The 18,662-nt window shown below is 41.7% G+C and carries 16 protein-coding genes, 1 tRNA gene and 1 pseudogene; 11 read left to right on the forward strand and 7 right to left on the reverse strand.

Annotation, left to right across the window (positions count from 1 at the left end):
- Positions 1–334 precede the first annotated feature (334 nt).
- Entirely contained in the window at positions 335–580 is a 246-nt protein-coding gene (locus B9T38_RS08940) for a hypothetical protein (protein WP_086196467.1), read from the reverse strand.
- 69 nt (positions 581–649) lie between these two features.
- Entirely contained in the window at positions 650–1,759 is a 1,110-nt protein-coding gene (locus B9T38_RS08945) for a DNA/RNA non-specific endonuclease (protein WP_086196468.1), read from the reverse strand.
- 255 nt (positions 1,760–2,014) lie between these two features.
- Here B9T38_RS08945 and B9T38_RS17200 point away from each other — a divergent pair.
- A pseudogene (locus B9T38_RS17200) lies at positions 2,015–2,129 on the forward strand (hypothetical protein); the annotation flags it as partial.
- Positions 2,130–2,811: 682 nt separating this feature from the next.
- Here the strand turns inward: B9T38_RS17200 and B9T38_RS08955 are convergent.
- Positions 2,812–4,689, reverse strand: coding sequence for a potassium transporter Kup (locus B9T38_RS08955; RefSeq protein WP_086196470.1), 1,878 nt, complete (start codon positions 4,687–4,689; stop codon positions 2,812–2,814).
- Positions 4,690–4,810: 121 nt separating this feature from the next.
- On the opposite strand from B9T38_RS08955, the gene B9T38_RS08960 reads away from it, so the two are divergent.
- The 10 genes from B9T38_RS08960 to ssb all read left to right on the forward strand — a co-directional run bounded on the left by B9T38_RS08960 (position 4,811) and on the right by ssb (position 11,770).
- Positions 4,811–4,901 (forward strand) — tRNA-Ser (locus B9T38_RS08960).
- 210 nt (positions 4,902–5,111) lie between these two features.
- Positions 5,112–6,401: a tyrosine-type recombinase/integrase gene (locus B9T38_RS08965; RefSeq protein WP_086196471.1), complete on the forward strand. Its 1,290-nt coding sequence runs from the start codon at positions 5,112–5,114 to the stop codon at positions 6,399–6,401.
- 102 nt (positions 6,402–6,503) lie between these two features.
- Positions 6,504–7,223, forward strand: coding sequence for a hypothetical protein (locus B9T38_RS08970; RefSeq protein ID WP_143222680.1), 720 nt, complete (start codon positions 6,504–6,506; stop codon positions 7,221–7,223).
- A gap of 138 nt (positions 7,224–7,361) precedes the next feature.
- Positions 7,362–7,649 (forward strand): helix-turn-helix transcriptional regulator, encoded by a 288-nt coding sequence (locus B9T38_RS08975; protein WP_086196473.1) that lies wholly within the window; start codon positions 7,362–7,364, stop codon positions 7,647–7,649.
- Positions 7,650–7,651: 2 nt separating this feature from the next.
- On the forward strand, positions 7,652–7,867 hold the full coding sequence (locus B9T38_RS08980) for a helix-turn-helix domain-containing protein (RefSeq protein ID WP_086196474.1): 216 nt from the start codon (positions 7,652–7,654) through the stop codon (positions 7,865–7,867).
- Complete coding sequence (locus tag B9T38_RS08985; RefSeq protein ID WP_086196475.1) at positions 7,864–8,340, forward strand: Rha family transcriptional regulator; 477 nt, start codon at positions 7,864–7,866, stop codon at positions 8,338–8,340. Before B9T38_RS08980 ends, B9T38_RS08985 begins: the two co-directional genes overlap by 4 nt.
- Positions 8,341–8,343: 3 nt before the next feature.
- Positions 8,344–8,685 (forward strand): hypothetical protein, encoded by a 342-nt coding sequence (locus B9T38_RS08990; protein ID WP_086196476.1) that lies wholly within the window; start codon positions 8,344–8,346, stop codon positions 8,683–8,685.
- A 2-nt stretch (positions 8,686–8,687) separates the two neighbouring features.
- On the forward strand, positions 8,688–9,083 hold the full coding sequence (locus B9T38_RS08995; protein WP_086196477.1) for a hypothetical protein: 396 nt from the start codon (positions 8,688–8,690) through the stop codon (positions 9,081–9,083).
- Positions 9,080–11,212: a DUF3987 domain-containing protein gene (locus B9T38_RS09000; RefSeq protein ID WP_086196478.1), complete on the forward strand. Its 2,133-nt coding sequence runs from the start codon at positions 9,080–9,082 to the stop codon at positions 11,210–11,212. The genes B9T38_RS08995 and B9T38_RS09000 overlap by 4 nt, the downstream gene beginning before the upstream one ends.
- A 231-nt stretch (positions 11,213–11,443) precedes the next feature.
- Positions 11,444–11,770: a single-stranded DNA-binding protein gene (gene ssb / locus B9T38_RS09005; protein WP_086196479.1), complete on the forward strand. Its 327-nt coding sequence runs from the start codon at positions 11,444–11,446 to the stop codon at positions 11,768–11,770.
- A gap of 259 nt (positions 11,771–12,029) precedes the next feature.
- Here the strand turns inward: ssb and B9T38_RS09010 are convergent, their stop codons facing one another.
- From B9T38_RS09010 to B9T38_RS09025, 4 genes are all read right to left on the reverse strand, one after another.
- On the reverse strand, positions 12,030–12,857 hold the full coding sequence (locus B9T38_RS09010) for a hypothetical protein (RefSeq protein ID WP_086196480.1): 828 nt from the start codon (positions 12,855–12,857) through the stop codon (positions 12,030–12,032).
- Between the two features lie 41 nt (positions 12,858–12,898).
- The gene (locus B9T38_RS09015; protein WP_086196481.1) at positions 12,899–14,968 is read right to left on the reverse strand and encodes a hypothetical protein; all 2,070 of its coding nucleotides are present in this window, start codon (positions 14,966–14,968) and stop codon (positions 12,899–12,901) included.
- Between the two features lie 7 nt (positions 14,969–14,975).
- Positions 14,976–15,713, reverse strand: a complete 738-nt coding sequence (locus B9T38_RS16975; RefSeq protein ID WP_251992222.1) for a glycoside hydrolase family 24 protein — start codon at positions 15,711–15,713, stop codon at positions 14,976–14,978.
- Between the two features lie 118 nt (positions 15,714–15,831).
- On the reverse strand, positions 15,832–17,280 hold the full coding sequence (locus B9T38_RS09025) for a hypothetical protein (RefSeq protein ID WP_086196482.1): 1,449 nt from the start codon (positions 17,278–17,280) through the stop codon (positions 15,832–15,834).
- Positions 17,281–18,662: the final 1,382 nt, after the last annotated feature.

Raw genomic sequence — 18,662 nt, forward strand, 5'->3', positions numbered from 1 at the left:
TGATCTCGAACGTCTTGCAGAACTGCAAGACGTTGAATTTCTTTGTCAGACATAGTGATCAGCATCTATATTTTATATCCAGTCCATGGTGATAAAAACCATCATAAACTAGACATTTTTATTGGTGAGAATATAGACATTTTGAATGGGTTCTAACAGGCGACAACAACAATACGTATAAAATTGCCTTCAAATCATCAGATGCATGTCATATCTATTCAGCATGTTATGATTAATCAACCAGCAATTCACGATTAATATCAAACATCCTGAAGAATAAAAAAGCTCACGTCGGTGAGCTTTTTTTATGTTTCACATGGAACATAAGCGCTGCTTATAAAAATGGATTTTCAATTTCCTGTTCATCCTGACGGTCAATTTTTTCCGGAAGATGAGCTTCATTTTCCAAAGCACTGACCACAGCATTGACAAAAGCCTGCAAGGCTTTCGCTGCCTGAAGCCCAGCCTGATCTTTGGTCAGCTGTAAATTGCCATAAATACTGACACAGTCTTCTTGATTTTCTAAGGTAAGGTCGTGAATGGCATGCGATTCGGTACCATTTTCAAAAGGCTTGAACATTGTATTCTCACTGATCTTTGTTGTTATTAAAAAGGTAGGATGACGACTTTCATCCTACCTAAAAAAGGCTTATTTCAACAACTGTAAAATGTACTGCAAAAGCCCTTCAATCAACTGTTTAATAATCGCATCTTGAGTATTTGGACCGTTCGTTGCTGCACTACCATTATTCTCTTGTGCAGGGATTAAATTTGCTGAACTTGCAGAGGAAGATTTAAACTTTTTCTGCAAAGCGTTAAGCTCATCTGCACTGACTTCTTCGGCACATTGGCTTTCTGCATCCCAATGTGAATAGGCAATTTTCTGAGTTGCTTTCACTGCACTTGCCTTTAGTGGCAAATTGTAAGTATTGCGCTTCTGGTCTTCGGTTAACTGGGGGAAAATATTAATTCCTGTCAGATCTTCCAGAGCACAGATACTGATCACCTGCACTTTGGGTGCAGTATTTTTCAGGGTATTGTCGGCATAGTACACCCCTGCTGCCCCTGTTTTTGGGATATAGATGGCTTTATAGGTCGCTGTTGGAACAATCACCCCATTACCAATTGTCTTCAATTTTTTAGCTGAATACACCGGTCCCGTTACAATATAGACATCCTGCTTCTGCTTGGTCACGATCGCGCGAGTCGCTTCTTCCAGCTCTCGCCAAACCTGCTGATTATTCTTCGGAGCTTGCGGCACCATATTGGCCAATGAGAAGCTGTCAAACTGCGCATCTTTATTCGGCATATCGGCATTGGGTGCCATGTGTCCGCGGTCATAGCCCGAAGCTTTATAGTCTGCCAAGGTCGCTCGATATTCTGTCTTTAGACGTGTTTCTTCATGGAAGTTGTCTTCACGTGGAATTTTATGGCTCAAGCGTTGTGGCGTCAGGGCTTCTGCCACCCATAAAGGTGTTTTCGACACCCCCGAATACATCACGTTAAAGCCATTAAAGCACAGCGGAAAGGCATTTTTAGTCAGGCTTTTTTTGGCCAGATACGGCGGAATATCGCGGTAAAACTGATCCAGACAGGCCGAGTTGGAGGCTGATGGCAATGAAATCAGCTGTTGAATTCTTTCTTGTCCAAAGGCAATTGCAAAACTACTGGTTGCAACTACGCCCAAGATAATTTTTAAACTATTCCGCTTTAAAATTTGCATTACAGATTGACCCGTTTTACCTTTCTTGACTGCCATTTTGAGACCAACCCTCATTTTTCACGAGCTTAACAAGCAGTTAAAATGAAGTATATGTAGCAAATTTTATTTGCTTAACAATTAGCCTAAAACTGTTCAACAAAAGCACAGTTGTTGTAACAGTCTGTCTCATTTTCTAAAGCTTTTCTAACCAGTCTTAAGAGCTTTACGTATGTTTGATTGAAAAACCGATGCTGCTTATGACAAGGTAAAAATACGCAAAAAATCTGAATAATGATTGCTACGGAGTATTTTATGCATTTTAAGCTTTTAGGTTTAAGTCTGGTTACAGGAATGATGAGTGCAACGGCATTCGCAGAACCAGCCATTCAACCGGGCGATACCTTAGAAAGTCTATCTAAAGTCAAAGTAAGCACTGCAGTAAATGGTCAGGCAGGTTCGATTGAAGAATTAGTGGCTAGCGGTCAAATCCGCATTGTAGATGCAGGTCAAGTTGCTACCAAGTCGAATGTAGCGGGTTCTGAAACCGCAGCACAAGCCAGCTCAGCTTCAGATGCAACTGTGGCACAAAGCTCAGAGATGTCAGAGATAAATACAGCAGCACAAGTTGATTCATCTAGCGCACAAGCAAATGAATCCGCTATTGAGCAAACAGCTCAGGCTGTATCTGACCATGTAAATCAGATACAACCGAATAGCGAATTAGCTGCGCAACAGGCGGAACAAGGTTCAGATCAACAGATTGCAACTGCGCCGGTCAATCAATCTGCTGCTGATGCACAAGTCAATGCAGCAAATATGCCTCAAGCAGAACTAAGCAATGAATCTGCGGCTGCCACACCAGCAAATCATGTTGAGACCACTGCAACCCAGGAAGCCTTTGCAGCCACCCCTGAAGCGACACAGCCAGATGATGCAGTACAAGCAGCACCAGAAGCTGCTGTAAGCGATGCTCCGGTAAAGGTCTCTCCTGAAGTACCAATGACAGAGGTAACAGAGAACTAATCACGCTCTTTTTCAGGCTTTCATCCTCCAAATAAAAAACCAAGGATTTTCCACCTTGGTTTTTTATTGTCTGCACAATCTGAAACTTAGATTTCGATTTGACTACCTAATTCAACCACACGATTGGGAGGAATCCGATAAAAGTCACTCACCGGACTGGTATTGCGCTGCATCGAAATAAACAGCTTTTCACGCCAAGAAGCCATACCGTCACCCACTGTACTAATAATTCGTTCACGCGAAACAAAGAAGCTGATTTGCATCAAATTATATTCGAGTTCAATCGATTGGTAGACTGCTTCGAGTGCCTGCGGAATATTCATCTCATCTTTAAAACCGTAAAACAGTTCAACCCGATAAAAATGCCGATTCATCATTTCTACTTGGAAGCGATCCTGATCAGCGACGTAAGGAACATCTTGAATTTTAACCGTCAAAATAATATTTTTCTGATGCAAGACCTTATTGTGCTTCATATTATGCAACATGGCATGCGGCACCACGGTGGGAGTACCCGTGAGAAATATAGCTTCCCCTTCTACCCAATTGGCTTGCTCATCGATACTTTGCACGAATATATCTAAAGGTAAGGTATCTTGCTGGAGCTTGGCGAAGGTCAGTTCACGCCCTTCTTTCCATGTCATTAATAGAAGGAAAGCAATTCCACCAATCAACAGTGGAACCCATCCCCCAGAGAATACTTTGAGTGAGGTTGCGCTTACCAATACCAAGTCCAATACCAAGAATGGAGTAATCAGCAGCATCAGTTTCGGTAGGTTCCATTTCCATGTGTAACGAATAAACACAGCAATCAGTAAGGTGTCACATAACATGGTCATGGTCACAGCCAGGCCATAAGCATGAGATAAGCGTGAACTGGTTTGGAAAATCAAGATCAGTACAATAATAGAGGCCAGTAAAACCCAGTTCAGTAAAGGCACATAGATTTGTCCCTGTTCTGAGTCTGAGGTGTGTTTAATGGTCAGTCGTGGTAAATAACCCAATTGAATGGCTTGACGTGCTAAAGAGAACACCCCTGAAATAACAGCTTGAGAGGCAATGACCGCGGCCATCGTTGCCAAGAAAATCATGGGGTATAGAGCCCATTCAGGCACCAATAAATAGAATGGATTTTGAATCGCACTTGGATCGCGAAGTAATAATGCCCCCTGACCTGCATAGTTAATTAACAAACAAGGTAACACCACAAAAAACCAGGCCAAACGAATAGGAACAGGACCAAAATGGCCCATATCGGCATACAAGGCTTCCCCGCCTGTCACGGTCAGTACGACCGCGCCCATAATAAAGAAGGTCATTAAGGGATGAGTGACAATAAACTGGAAAGCCCAATGTGGACTAAACATCCCCAAAACTACAGGAGTCTGAATAATGCTAGAGATTCCCAAGAATCCCAGTGCTAAAAACCATAATAAAGTTATTGGACCAAAAAACTTCCCCACAAAGGCTGTTCCATACTTTTGCATGATGAACAATATGGTCACAATCGTAATGGCGATTGGTATAATATAAGGGTCTAAAACATTTGTAGCGATAGAAAGCCCTTCAACTGCAGATAACACTGAAATTGCGGGGGTAATGATGCCATCCCCAAAAAACAGGGAAGCACCAATAAAGCCAATCGCAATTAACAGTAACTTTTTTTGATCACTAAAATTTGTATTACGCAAATTTAGGGCCAACAGCGCCATAATTCCGCCTTCACCATTGTTATCTGCACGCATAACAATGGCGACATATTTAATGGTAATGACCAGTGTCATGGTCCAAAAAATAATCGACAAAATACCCAATACATTTTCAGGGTTAATCCCCAAGCCATGTACTGTATGGAATGATTCTTTCAGCGCATAGAGTGGACTGGTTCCAATATCTCCAAACACAACCCCTAATGCTGCCAGAGTAATCGCGGGCAATGCGGCTTTTTGTGCAGTACTTTGCATATTTCGTCTTCGTTTTGAACACTATTTTTTCGCAATCATATCATTGAGCAAAAACTTTTGCTCTAAATCAATTGTTTCAACTTGGCAGAAGGGCTTTTTTTCGCTATCATCGCGGCGCAATGGTGAAGTGTCCGAGTGGCTGAAGGAGCACGCCTGGAAAGTGTGTATACGTTAATAGCGTATCGAGGGTTCGAATCCCTCTTTCACCGCCAAATTCGATATTTACGGTAGTTCACCGTAGTGCAAAAGACTTGATTCTAAAGGGATTGAGTCTTTTTTTATGCCCGATGCACCACGATGAATAACGGTAGTATACCGACAACTTTGTCGGTATATTTGTCGGTATAAGTTCAAATCAGCTAAATTTTGGCCACTATTCTTCAAAAGCGCTGATTTTGTACCGACAACCAGGAGAAATCGAAATGGCAAAACAGTCTAATAAGCTGACTGCTAAAGAGGTCAAAAATCTTAGCTTTGATATAAATGGGGCAAAGAAGCAAAGACACCCTGACGGCGGTGGACTGTATTTACTGATTGATGAAACTGAAGCCAAGTATTGGCGCATGGATTACCGCAGACCCATAACACAAAAATATAACACTTTGGCAATTGGCACCTACCCAACGGTCAGCCTTGAGCAGGCAAGGTCCAAGCGTGATGAATTTAAGAAGATGCTGTCAGATGGTATCGATCCAGCCGAGCAACGCAATAATAAGAAACGTGAGCAGCTAGAAGCTATAGAGAATACTTTTAGTAAATTTGCTAACGAATGGTTAGAACTGCGCAGACGTGAAGGAAAGGTCGACAGTGAAACAATACGCAAACTTGATAAAGATATCCTCCCCTTTATTGGCAAGTTACCAGTAGCACAACTGACCACTGAGCAACTGGAGCGTGATGTGACCGATGCTCTTGTAGAACGTGGTGCGCTTGAATCTGCTAGACGTGTGAAGTCAATTATAAATATGGTGCTTAAACTTCCATTAAAGCGCCGAATCATCACCTACAATCCTGCTCCAGACATTAGCCTACCTCAACCAATCAAGGGCAATCACAATGCTGTGACGGATGAGAGAGAGTTAGCTGAGCTACTCCGTAAAACGTGGCGCTTAACCAAAGACTTCCCACGTACACGGATCCGAACTGAGTTAGCAATAAAGCTATCAGCGTATATTTATCAGCGCCCAGGAGAAATCAGAACCTTACTATGGGAATCGGTAGACTTTGAAAATAGATGCCTATCATTTGCAGCAAGTAAAACCAATCAAGACCATATCGTGCCATTATCAATTCAGGCTTACGACATTCTCAAAGAGCTTGAGGACATGCGGACCACTTCAAAATACGTCTTCCCAAGTGTCAAAACCTCATCTGAGTGCATGAGTACAGATACCCTTACCCAAGTATTAAAACGATTAGGCTTTAAAGGGAAACATACAGCTCATGGATTCCGTGCAACGGCGCGAACCCTGCTAGATGAACAAATCGAATACAGAACAGACATTGTAGAACATCAGCTTGCTCACAAGGTCAGAGACCCGAATGGTACAGCTTATAACCGAACCAAGTTTTTACGCCGTAGACGTGAAATGATGCAGCTATGGTCAGATTATCTGGATACCCTTCGTCAAGGTGGGGACGTATCGAAGTTTAAGCCAAATGATGTCGGTGAAAATCTGATTCAATTCAAACAGAACACTAAAACCGCATAATTTTCAGTATTATTGAATCGCCAGGTATAGGAGGCATCCGACAAGCAAGCACCCAACTTGTTTACCTGGCTGCTTTTGGGAGTGCTGTGGGAGGCACAAAACATGAGTGAATTATTCAAGGTTCCTACCGTATCGATAGGCGAAGCACTAACCCTGGAAGGGAAACATTACGATTTCTTTAGAAAAATATTTGATAGGGTGTGCACCCTTTCTACCAGACAAGCTAAAGACGGTGAAACAACTAGGCACGTATTTGAAAAGATTTTAAAACTGGAGTGTGTGCCTCATGCTGATAGCTATATCAAAGACTTTATAAATAATGTTAAGTATTGGTCACTAGAGAATCAATCTGCGGATTTTTTGGTTCACTTCTACGCTCTAAATACTTTAGATGCTGCTTATAAGTACTGCTGCCAAGAAGATGCTGCTAAGGGCAATAACTCATTACACAGATTAGTTTTTGGCCCAGATAATCATAACTATCTTGTTGATGTAATCGACTATTTATCAGACCTAGAAAAAATTTCAGCAACGCATCTCACCAATAAAATAGTTAAGCACTTTATAGACAAAGCAGTAGAGAAAGCTAAAAAGGAAGCCGCAATGGAAGCCACTCAAGGACAGAGTAAAGGGGGGCAAACACGAGCGGAAAAATATGATAAACCAAGAATTGCTGTTTATGAAGCCTGGGAGAAAGGCTTGTTCCACTCTTATGCGGCATGTGCAAGGCAATTTGCTAATGAATTCAATTTATCAACTAAAACAATAGAAAAGTGGCTATCGAATAAATATAGCCCAACCAAAAATAAGACCAAAACATAATTACCCATCGTGCTAGCAAAATACCCATTGTGCTAGCGCGATACCCATTGTGCTAGCTCACGAGTTTCTAACTGCTATTGCAAACCACAAACTACCTCTAACGCCGTTGCACTACGGCACACAGTTAGAGGTTTTTTTATGTCTGCTCAACAACAAGCTACTGCTCCAAAAGGTTTTTACCGCATGTCGCGCCTTGCGACTACTGCTGCACGCAAGGAACGCAAGTACACCACCAAAGATGGAACAACTCGAACCATCAAGGCACGTCCTGAGCGTCAAGGCTTACTTCCAATGGGTGAAACAACCATATGGGACAAGGTGCGTGCTGGCGAGTTCCCTGCCCCGATCAAGCTAACCGAGCGCATCACCGCATGGCGCATTGAAGATGTTGAAGCATGGATGGCTTCAAAAGGATTGGAGGCTTGAGCATGAATAACACCCAAGAACAGCAAATTCTAAACCACCTTAAACAAGGCAAAACCATTTCACCAATCGAAGCATTAGAGCAGTACGGATGTTTTCGATTGAGTGCAGCCATTTACCGCTTAAAAACTAAAGGCTATGACATTACAACGCATAACGAGCGTAACAGTTCAGGTACTGGCACTCATGCACGATATGAACTGAAGGAGTGGCAAGCATGAATAAAAAACTCACTATCTCCAGTTTAAAGTTTTCTAAAGATTTTGGCTTACATCATAAAAATGTACTTCGTACTATTCGTGGCTTCAAATGCTCTAAAGAATTTAACGAGCGCAACTTTGAGCTGGTTGAATACACCGATGCTAAAGGTGAAAAACGCCCGATGTATGAAATCACTCAACAGGGCTTTACCTTCCTTATTTCTCGAACTTCAGGTCGTGTAAATGACCAATATATTGAGATGTATATCAATGCTTATGAAGAAATGGCCCAGCAATTAAGCCATGAAGAAGAATCACTTCATTACCAGTTAAACCAATTCACTTTGCAGTATATGTACGCTGAAGATGGAGCGAGTAACGCTGGGCGTGACCTCCAGTACTTTGGGAAAAAAGTTAAGCCCGAGCTTCGAAGGAAGATTCAGGAATTAATGGATAAGATTCAGTTGAAATTGCCTTTATTGGGGGGAGTTTGAAGTATGAAAGACCTACCCCTAAACATATTAAAACTGTTTTTAGCCTGGGCAATAGCTGTTTTTCTTGTTGCAAGCTATGGACGTTCCGCTTATGCTAATAGCGTTCATCCACATGATGAATTAGCTTTGGTCGGCTATGAATACTCAGCGCATACAGTCCGCTTAATGGGCTTTTTTTGTATGCGTAATATCTCTATGCGTTCGCATGTTATGGCGGAGCTGGAGGGGGAAGCGTTCGCGCTTGCCAGTCACCTGAGTTACTGGTCGACCAACCCCTTTCAGCTTTGCCACCTAAATTACTTGGTCGTAATTGGCAAGGCTCCTACAAACTCAGGAGCGCATTAATCATGCCTAATCAAATCAATAAAACAGCAGCAAATCATTTAGAAGATGCTCAAGTCTATCTTGAATCACTAGAGAGCGTATTGCTTCGCTTGTACACTAGCTACGACCAGTGCGACCTTTCAGATGATAAAGCAAAGGCCATGCTCAGTGTGTGTGAAGTGCTGGCGAATGGTGCTTTAGAAGATATTGAAAGTGCCAGTGTAAAAACTAAATTATATATTTCCGCTTATATCGACTTAGCGAATGGCATTGTAGTCACTATTGATGAGTTATCAGATTTTAATCTAGCTAAAGGCCACACAGCAGCAGCTATACACGGCCTGTTCTTAGTGGCTGGACAATTAAAAGAATCATTAGAAACTGCGGTTTATGCTGTTATGGAAGGGGGTGCAGCATGAATGCAAAACTCCCTTGTGATAAAACTGCAATTGCTTTTGCAGTCAGCACCGATCCAGTGACAGGCACCCGAACCGAATATCATTCTCTTAAAGACTTTGCTCAAAGCTGTATTGATGAGCAGAATTTTAAAGTGAAGCCGGAGAGCTATATTTTTTCTGAATTGCCAGAATATAACTGCGAAGAATGTGAAGCGCTCCCCCTGGTCAATCCTCAGCAATTGACTGAAGTCATCGGGTATGGAATCAGAGGTATTGCCAAAAAATACGACACCACTCGGACACCTTATAAAGAGATTGACTCTAAAAAAGTATCTTTTTCGATTGGTAAAAATGGAGTATTTGCAAGCAACACAAATAATAAATATACGCCGTATGTATTGGGTACTGACAATATAGATTTATTTGTGCAACTTGCGAAGGCTGGAGAGGCCATTGTGCTTCATAAGGATATTGATGCAGCGTATCAGATTATAAACAACGGTATGCCGGAATCAATACTTAGAATGATGGTGGGCTTTAATCCATCCAAACATAATCAGGATTTATTTGTTCAGGTAAATGAGAGTTTTAAGACACTTTCAACCAATCAGGTTAAGCAGTTTTTTACTGAAAAAAAGCAGCAAATCATAAAATCAATTGAATCTGATTCATTTGTACAACCTCAAGTTGAGGAGATGCCTGCAGATAAGAAAGCAGATACTTCTGGAAGCTGGCAAGCTCCAGTAAGCCTGAGAAATGACACTTTAATTCAATCAAAACCTTACCCTATTAATGAACTTCCTGAAGTTGTCAGAGAGGCAATTTTAGCCACCGCTGAATATGTTCAAGCTCCCTTAGCAATGGCAGCTCAATGCGTGTTAGCCAGTATTTCATTTTTAGCACAAAGTAAGGTGAATGCGCCTAGAGAAACCAACAAGGAAGGAATGCCTTCCTCTCTATTTTTCTTAACTGAAGGTGGTAGCGGTGGGCGCAAGTCATCATGTCAAAAGTTAGTTGAGATACCTATCCGGGAACATGAGCGCCAGAAAAATGACGAGTACAAAAAGGCACTGGAGGATTGGAACACAAAGTCAAAAACAATTGAATCAAAAGAGTTTGCTCAATGGGCTTTAGATAATCCAAGACCAACCGATCCGACCAGTATTTTTTCCGACATTACCATCGAAACCTTGACCAAGTTTTATATTAAAGGAATTGTGAAAAATGCTTCGTTAAGTAGTGATGAGGCTGGGCAATTCTTTGATGGTCACACAATGAAGGGCGACACGGCTAAAAGTGCATTAGGTGCATTCACTAAATTATTTGACGATGGGTATTGCCAGAGAAACCGCGCTTCATCCGATGACAATGGAACGGCTTATGATGTTCGCCTGACCTTTAATTTACTTGGACAACGTGCGGTATTGGCTGGGGCTTTAAACGATCAGACATTAAGAGGACAGGGCTTTTTACCTCGATTTATTTTAACTGCTCCAGAGAGTATTGCTGGACAAAGGACGCATACGATTGAGTTTAGAAAAAAGCTGAAAAACTCACACAATGACCCCCGATTAACTAAATTTTGGAATCGCTGTAGAGATATTTTAAAAGACGAGCTACCTGTCCTTTTAAATGATTCTGGAGAAGTTCCATACTTTCCAGTGATGCAGCTATCAAATGAAGCAGAGCTACTGGAACTTGAGTTCTACAATGAGTGTGAGATTTTACAAGGTAGCGGAAAACAATTTGAATTTATGCAGCCTTTTGCCAGTCGTGCAAATGAACTTGCCAGACGTTTAGGAGCGGTCTTAGCTTACTTTGAAAACAGGTCTGAAATTGATTTAGAAACCATGCGGGCAGCTTGCGCCGTCATTCGACATTCATTGTCTGAGTGGTTCAGGTATTCGGACATTGAGGTTGCTGATGAGAGTGATTCTGAGAAGCTGATTAAGTACCTCTTAACCAAATGCAAAAAGGAAAAAACCAACCTGTTGCAAAGAACGATAGCAATGAAAGGCGCACCACTTCAAATAAGAAAAGCGAAGGAGTTCGACCCTTGTTTAAACGAGTTAATCGAGTTCAATTATGTTCGACTGGTGACCATTAACCGATCCGCTTACATTGAATTGAATCCGGCATTGCTGAAATAGTTGCGATTTTGCGTTTTTTGGCTGAAACCCTTGTGGTGTAGGGTTCTCCATGTCGCAAATGGTATGCGATTCGTATGCGGAACGTGCGATTTTTACTTGTTCATGTCGCATACATCGCATATGAATCGCAAGGGTGATGCGATGCGGAAAGCCACACAGAGAAAGGCATACAAGGGAAAAACGCAAAATCGCAGATAAATTACAGAGAAATAGAAATAATAGGTGTGAAGAATGGCGAACTTAAACAAAGTGGTAGTGATGGGTGTTCTAGGTCGCGACCCTGAAACTAAACAGTTTCCCAACGGTGGCAGCATTACAACATTCAGCGTTGCAACTACCGAGTTTTGGAAAGACAAGACCACTGGAGAGCGCAAAGAGGCTACAGAATGGCACAGAATCGCCACCAGCAACCGATTAGCCGAGATTGCAAGTAAGTACCTCAAGAAAGGCGGAAAGGTTTATATCGAAGGCTCATTGCGTACAAGGAAGTGGAAAGACAGTAAAGGAACGGATCGGGAAATAACCGAGATTCGAGCCGATGAGCTGCAATTGCTTTAATCGAAGCTCCCTAAATATGGGGAGCTTTTTATTGGCTGTATGGTCATTATCACCATGCAGGTTTAATCCTTTTTTATGGACTCCGAAAATTAAATCGACATGATAGGCGTAACGTGTCGATAAAGTAGCAGAACATCGACATGACATAGATAACGTGTCGATGCTTTAGATATGATTAGATCGGCACAGTCTAATTAGACAAATCCGTCTTTTTATAGGACTGGAAATTAGTAGCGGATTAGGTGCTTTGATCGATGGCTTATATCTTAAAGATTACTATGATTAGCAAAAAAATCAGCACATAGTTCAATGAGTTAATTTTTTTCAATTCATTAAATATGTGTTTTGGGAAATTATTTCTCTCTTTATCGATTTCATCAAGAAGTGTAACTTCGTTATTTGGCTCTTCTCGCTCAAGCCTGTCTTCTAGGGACCACACATCATCAACCCAGTCCCCTTTTTTCACATACTTGGGCTTTGAGGATGAGGTAGAAAAACAGCCAACCTTTACGCTATTCAGATCATGCTTAATGAGAAGTACCCTTAAATCTTCCCCATCTACTTCTTTTCGCTCAGTTGAGTAGTTCAAATTATCTAAATCATAGTCAAGACTTATGACGTGCCCCTTATTTCTCTCTCGACTTTCAAGAATTTCATCACCAGTGACATGCTTCACCAGCTCAATGACAAGGGTGGTAAACTGGTCATCGACCATGTTTTTAATAAATTCAAACTGCTCAAAACTAAAATTAAGGTCACCGATGTATAGGGATTTATCGTGAATATCTACATACGGATCTGCGAGTAAATTATTATCGTCTTTATCAAATACGTTAATGTTTACAATGATGCTATCTGCTGTGTTCTCCTGGTGAATATTCGTAAAAGCGTCTTTATTATTATCAAAAATAATCAGATCTTTGTCTGCCAGTAAGTTTTTAACACTCCCCTTGATGCTTAGCTGAAACCTTCTCTTTGGGGGAATGTGCTCCAGACCTTCTTTATTGTGGTATTTAGCTGGATCAAGATACGCGCCTTGTACTATGTTAGCTTTACTTAATTTGATGTGTAATTTTAAATTATTCATAATATTCCCCTGCCCAAGCAAGGGAATATATAGCATAAATATTAATCTTTTGCTGTTTTTGCACCAACGGTAGCACCACTAACCGCCCCAAGTTTTTGAGCCTGCATAAGCAGATTAGCCATCTGGGGAGAATTTGGCGGAACGTCCTTAGCAGCAAGTAAAATTCGTTTCCCTGGTTCAGTGGTGAGCAATGCTTTTGCGACAGCCGAAATTCCAGCACCCTTGGCAGCAAGTGCCGGATTCATGCCAGCACCTAAACCAAAGGCTATGTTCACTACTCTGTTTCCTGTTGGTGGATTTTCAGCATATTGGCCTGCTCTCTCAACATGGCGCATTAACTTAACAAATCCATCCATCTGGGCTTTGTCACCACCCTTGAAGATATTGCTATAAGGAACTCTCATTCTCTCAAATTCTTGAGCAAACTTAGCAGGGCTGAATACCTCTTTGTTTGGGTCCCATGCTTTCTCAAAGGCGTTTTCAGCCATCTGATAGCGCAAGGCTGCTTGACCCTTTGGATCTAAATTCTGATAGAAATTCGCTGCTTTATCCCCTTTCCCAACTTTCATGAACTGATTGAAAATTTGATCGGGCTCAGCGCTGCGTAGTGCATTTGCAAATGCCTTATCCTTTCCTTCCTGCAACTGCTTATACAGTGCATTGGCCTGCTTCAGCTCACCGAATAGCTTTGTATTTCCAGAGCTTTGCGCAAAATCTAAAAGGTCATCATCAATGGCCGTTCTAATTTTGGTAAACCCGGTTGTGCTTTTCCCTTGACGTCCCCACTCATCGACCAGTTCACCGAGTCTGGATTGTACGGCGCGCATCTCCTTAAAGTCTTTCTTGATATTCATATCAGCAAGCGTTTTGCGAATGCTGAGCAATTCCCCTTGTAGCTCATTATTAGGGATAACTTTAGAATCATTAGCAATGATGTTATCAATCGCTTGAACCGTCTTATTTGGTGCAATAGCGCCGTCACCAGCTAGTTTCTGCACCCGGTCATACATTTGTGACGATATACGCTGACCACGCCAGTTTTTAATCTCTGCGGCTGCCTGCAAAATTTTACCAGTGTCATCACCAGCCCCATTTACAACGCCAAGGATGCGAATTGCATTCTTATCGCCCGCATTGGCTGCTGCTTGAATCTTTGGAATAGCCTTGTAGTCAACATCATCCAGCTTAGTTTTAAGCGCATCAACCACCTTAACGGCTGAGTCTTTCACTTGTGCTTGCTGAGTTTGTCTAAACTTGGATGTACCAACCAAAGGGATAGACTCCATTGCAACTTCGGTTTTCTGCACCAGTTGGTTTTTACTTACATCTCCCACCGTAGTTTTAACATTGAACTTTTTCCCTAGATCATTAACTTCCTTAACACCTGGAGCCATGCGATTGTTTTTAATGTTTACTGCTTTGGCTACGCCGTCCCCGACTTTCTTAGCAACACCGGCACCAACTGCAGCACCAATAGCACCATTTCTCATGCTCTTGAGACGTTCGGAATTATTCTCATGAACACCACTTGCACCAAGCAAAGCACCAAGCGCTGCATTCTCACCAAGGAATGCCGCACCTGCTTTTGACATAAGTGGAGTGCCAGCTTTAAGCACACCAACACCACCACTCGCCATGGATAGCGGAATTGTTGTTGCTACATCTGTTCCGATCCGCCAATAATCAGGACCTTGGTTATTTGCTTTACGTACAGTTTCATGGTTTTTATTTGCTGTTTTCAGCCCTCTGGTGACACCCTCATAAGAATCGGTGCGTAGATTGGTTCCTGCAACCTTATTAATCCCCTTGCTAATTTTGTCCCCTGCATATGAGAAGCCTTGAACCACCGGGGCGCCCTTATCAGCAAGACTAAGCAAAACAGATTCCCATGGTTGGGTTGGACCTTGCTTCTTGAGTGCTTCCTGTTCACGTTTTTGGCGCGCTTCTTTGGTGTTGTCAAAAGGCTGATAATTACTTTTAGACTTAGATGATTTTGCTAATGCAACCATCTCATTTACAGTTAATTTTTTAGGTATATTTGTATTAACTGGCTGATTTTTAGCTTTTTTGGCAAGCTGGACCATTTGATCTATTGTTAATTGGCTTGTCATGTCTTATCTACCCTTTAGCCAGTTGAGGTAAAACTTTGGCTATTTGATCTTCATTTAAAAAACGGCTTGGCTGTTGGTTAATTTGAGGGAGTACTTCAGTCACTTTATCTGGGGATAAAAACCGATCTGGCTGCTGGTTGAGTTGAGGAAGCACCTTGGCAACCCGGTCCGGTGATAAAAACCTTTGCTGTGACTCCTGCCCCTTAGTGAGTTGAGGTAGAACTTTGGCAATCCGATCTGGTGACAAGAATCGACTTGGTTCTTGTGATGCCTGATCCGGTTGCTTGAGGTTCCCACCAAGAAACTTACTTATATCATTCCAGGAGCGTTTTCCTTGCTTGTATTGGGAGCTTGGAAGTGATGCCCATGTTCCGCCGGACTTCTGAATTGCAGTAGCAAAGTCACCTTTTAAAACATAAGGCAGAGCGCCGTTTTGAGCTAAAAGAGCAACTGCAGCGATGTCTTGCGACTGTGGAGAAAAGTCCTTTAATCCATACTGGCGTGATAGACCGTCCCATGTTGGTTTCAGGAACTGATAGCGCCCTGCTGCAGTGGTGACATTCATTTTTCCATCAGTCTGTTTAAATTGCTTTCTGATGTTTGGATGGGCTGATAGGTTATCAATGCGCTGATTGCCAAACATGGTGTTATAGCCATGCTTCACACCTTCAGTGTATGCAACCAAATCAAACATTTTTCTAACATTGGGGTCTGAAGCATACCTTTGTAATTGAGCTAAGTTCATATTCTCTCCTTGGGAGATGGGGGCGCTTCATAGCACTTTTTATTCTTGAATGACGGCGCAAATTTGGAATCAGTGTCCGCCACACATTCAGTGCATAGCAGACGGTCTGATCTATCACTTACTTGATTTGAACCCCTTGCGTTCTCAGGATTCTGACCATCTCTTCAGTGCTGATATTGGCTTGTTTGGCGGCCTGCTTAACTTCATTTAACGTCACAGTGGCACCCTTCACACCACTATTGGTAGTAGCTTTAGCAATCTGCTCTTTTCCTTGAGCACCTGATCCGCTAATAATCATATTCATTGCTAATTTGCGGTTTCTGGCCTTTTGAGCAATAACGTCTTTAGAGTCACCTATTTGTGGGAAGTATTGCTTTTGTGCATTCGCAAACTCTGAATCCGCGATTACAGCACCGGACTCTTTACGCAGTACGGCGTTAATAAAATCTCGTTGCGCTTGAGTGTATTGTTGCTGCTCAGCGCTTGCTCCACCTAAAATACTAGGTAAAGCATTCGAGAATTTATCTCCATATGGAAGGCTATTCATTACAGGTGCTTTAATATCTTTAGCTTCCAGTGCAGTCAGGATTTTATTAGCTTCCTGCATTCGGGCACCAAACAAAGCATCCTTGCTTTGCTGCTCGGTCATTCCGTTAGAGCCACCTTTAGCCTGTGATTTGAGGGGCTGACCACTTCCTAACAATAGTGGCTCAACCTTTCCAGCATTCGGACCGGACTTGTATACCGCATAAGTAACGCCGTCATTCCCTTGAGCTGTTTCGAACTCACCATTATCACGCGCTTCTTTTTGCGCCTGTACGATCTTGTCAAACTCAAGGCGCTGTAGTTGCACTCCGCGGTTTTTATCAGCTGTGGCAGCTGTTTGTTTAATGCCATAAATCTGAGCAGCAACAGTATTCTTGTTATTCTCTCGGGATGTCTTATTGTTCAAAATTGTATTCTGATCAGGCTGAATGTACTTCATTGCATCTTTTTCACCAGAAAGAATGATGCTTTGTGCAAACTGCATTAACTCTTTAGGCTTGGTGCTCATGGAGGTAATTTGCTGACTGTACTGTTCATACAATTCTGGTGTAATTGTGCCTGCTTTGTGGGCGTTATTGAGTGCCAGTCTTGCAGCATTCGCATCACCAGTCTGGGCTGCTACCTTAAGTGCCTGGTTAGCGTTCTCAAGGAGCTTTACAGAGTTATCAATTTTAATAGTCCCAGTTTCTACACCAATCTTCCCGGTTTCTGATTCTATTTTTCCAATTTCTGATTTGGTTTTCCCAATATCCGCTTCAATTTTTTGCTGATCTAAAGCAGCTTTTTGCTGTGCTGCCTGTTGAGCTTGTAATTGAGGCATAACAAAGCGAGCCATTGGAGAGGTTTTGCCAATCTCCATCATCTTGTTAAGGTCGCCATTGGTTTCTTTGTACAGACGATTTAATTCACCGTCAGTTTTTTGAGTTTGCCAAAACTGCGCAAGTTGTGAGCCTTGGTCAAGCATACCCATCATGTCAATGGATTTAACTTGTAGTGGTAGTGTGTGGTCGAGTATAGCCATATATAACCTCTTTCTTTGTTTATAGGGCTATAGGGATGGCCTAATAATGCCTAGAAAAATCCCAAATCTTCACCCTAATTAGATATAAAAAAACTAAATAAAAACCTTATAAATTGCTTATTATTTTACCATGACAATCAATATGTTTAATTATATTTTTCAATAATTTATGTAAGATATTACATGCAAAATAGCTGTATTTTTAGGGGGTGTTTTCTGGTCAAAATGATGGAGAATTAAGAGGTTTTTATGGGGTGGTTTTATTATAGGTTTTAGAGATGAATCATAAAATTATGGGTATGTGCTGAATGTCCGTACTTTTGATCATTTTTTATACGTGGACTATGTTACTACATCAAAATTTTACTGTTACCACATCAAAACCTGTATATACCTTTTTTTGTTACCACATCAAAACGTGAACGTTTTTTTGTCTAAATGGCAGGCATTAAAAAGACCCACTATTCTTCAACAACTCTTGCGACTGTATCGGCTCAATTTAAACCATGCTAGAAGGTACTGAAACATGGCATAAGGCTTTATGAGTAGTCCTGGTATTGGAAGCCTTGATTCTCCCCAGTAGTTCTGACCTTAACAATTGTTAACAGGTACATCGCCGTTGTGAATGTTAGGTTTTGTTAGGTTTTTACCTTAGCATTTCTTAGCATGTAAGCCGTCTGGAATAACAAGTTTTGACAGGTTCCAGCCTTAGTTTTCAATAGTCATTTTTAGCTATCCATAGTCATAAGCTAGCTATAACTAGTAGCTATATCACTCTTTTTATAGGGTGGGAAATTGGCAGAGTATAATGTTAGATTTAATTTGATCGCCTAAATAATTAAGCAAATACATGGTGTTTTATGTCGAAAGGTAGTGTAGAAAATTATGGTTTTATAAGCATCAAACAGCTAAATCCAACAAAGCTATTCAGTCCAGATTACTTGCAACACAGAAAGGAAGTAAGCGCCACTATAAGCAACAACTACGGCACCTTTGTAGTGAACCTATCCCATACACTATGCAATTATGGCGGTGTCCGTTTCTGGTTCGTATGCTCATGTGGTAAACGCTGCACCAAACTATATTTTAAATGCAGAACATACGCTTGCAGACAATGCCAGCAACTCAACTATATGTCACAACAATGGAATAAGTCAGATATACCGCTACTACGCGTCAGGCGGCTAAGGAGTCGCTTGCAATGGTCACAAGACCTTAGAGAGTGGTCAGTACATCAAAAGCCTAAAAACATGCACTGTAGAACATTTGCTGCACTCGTAAGGGAACTGGAAAAAAGAGAACAGGAACGGCTGCAAATGTTTATTGTCTATTTAAATCGGATGGGCATTAGGTGAATGTCAGATTGTGACCTTAGGATTACT

This window comes from Acinetobacter sp. ANC 4218 (assembly GCF_002135245.1).
Taxonomy (GTDB): domain Bacteria; phylum Pseudomonadota; class Gammaproteobacteria; order Pseudomonadales; family Moraxellaceae; genus Acinetobacter.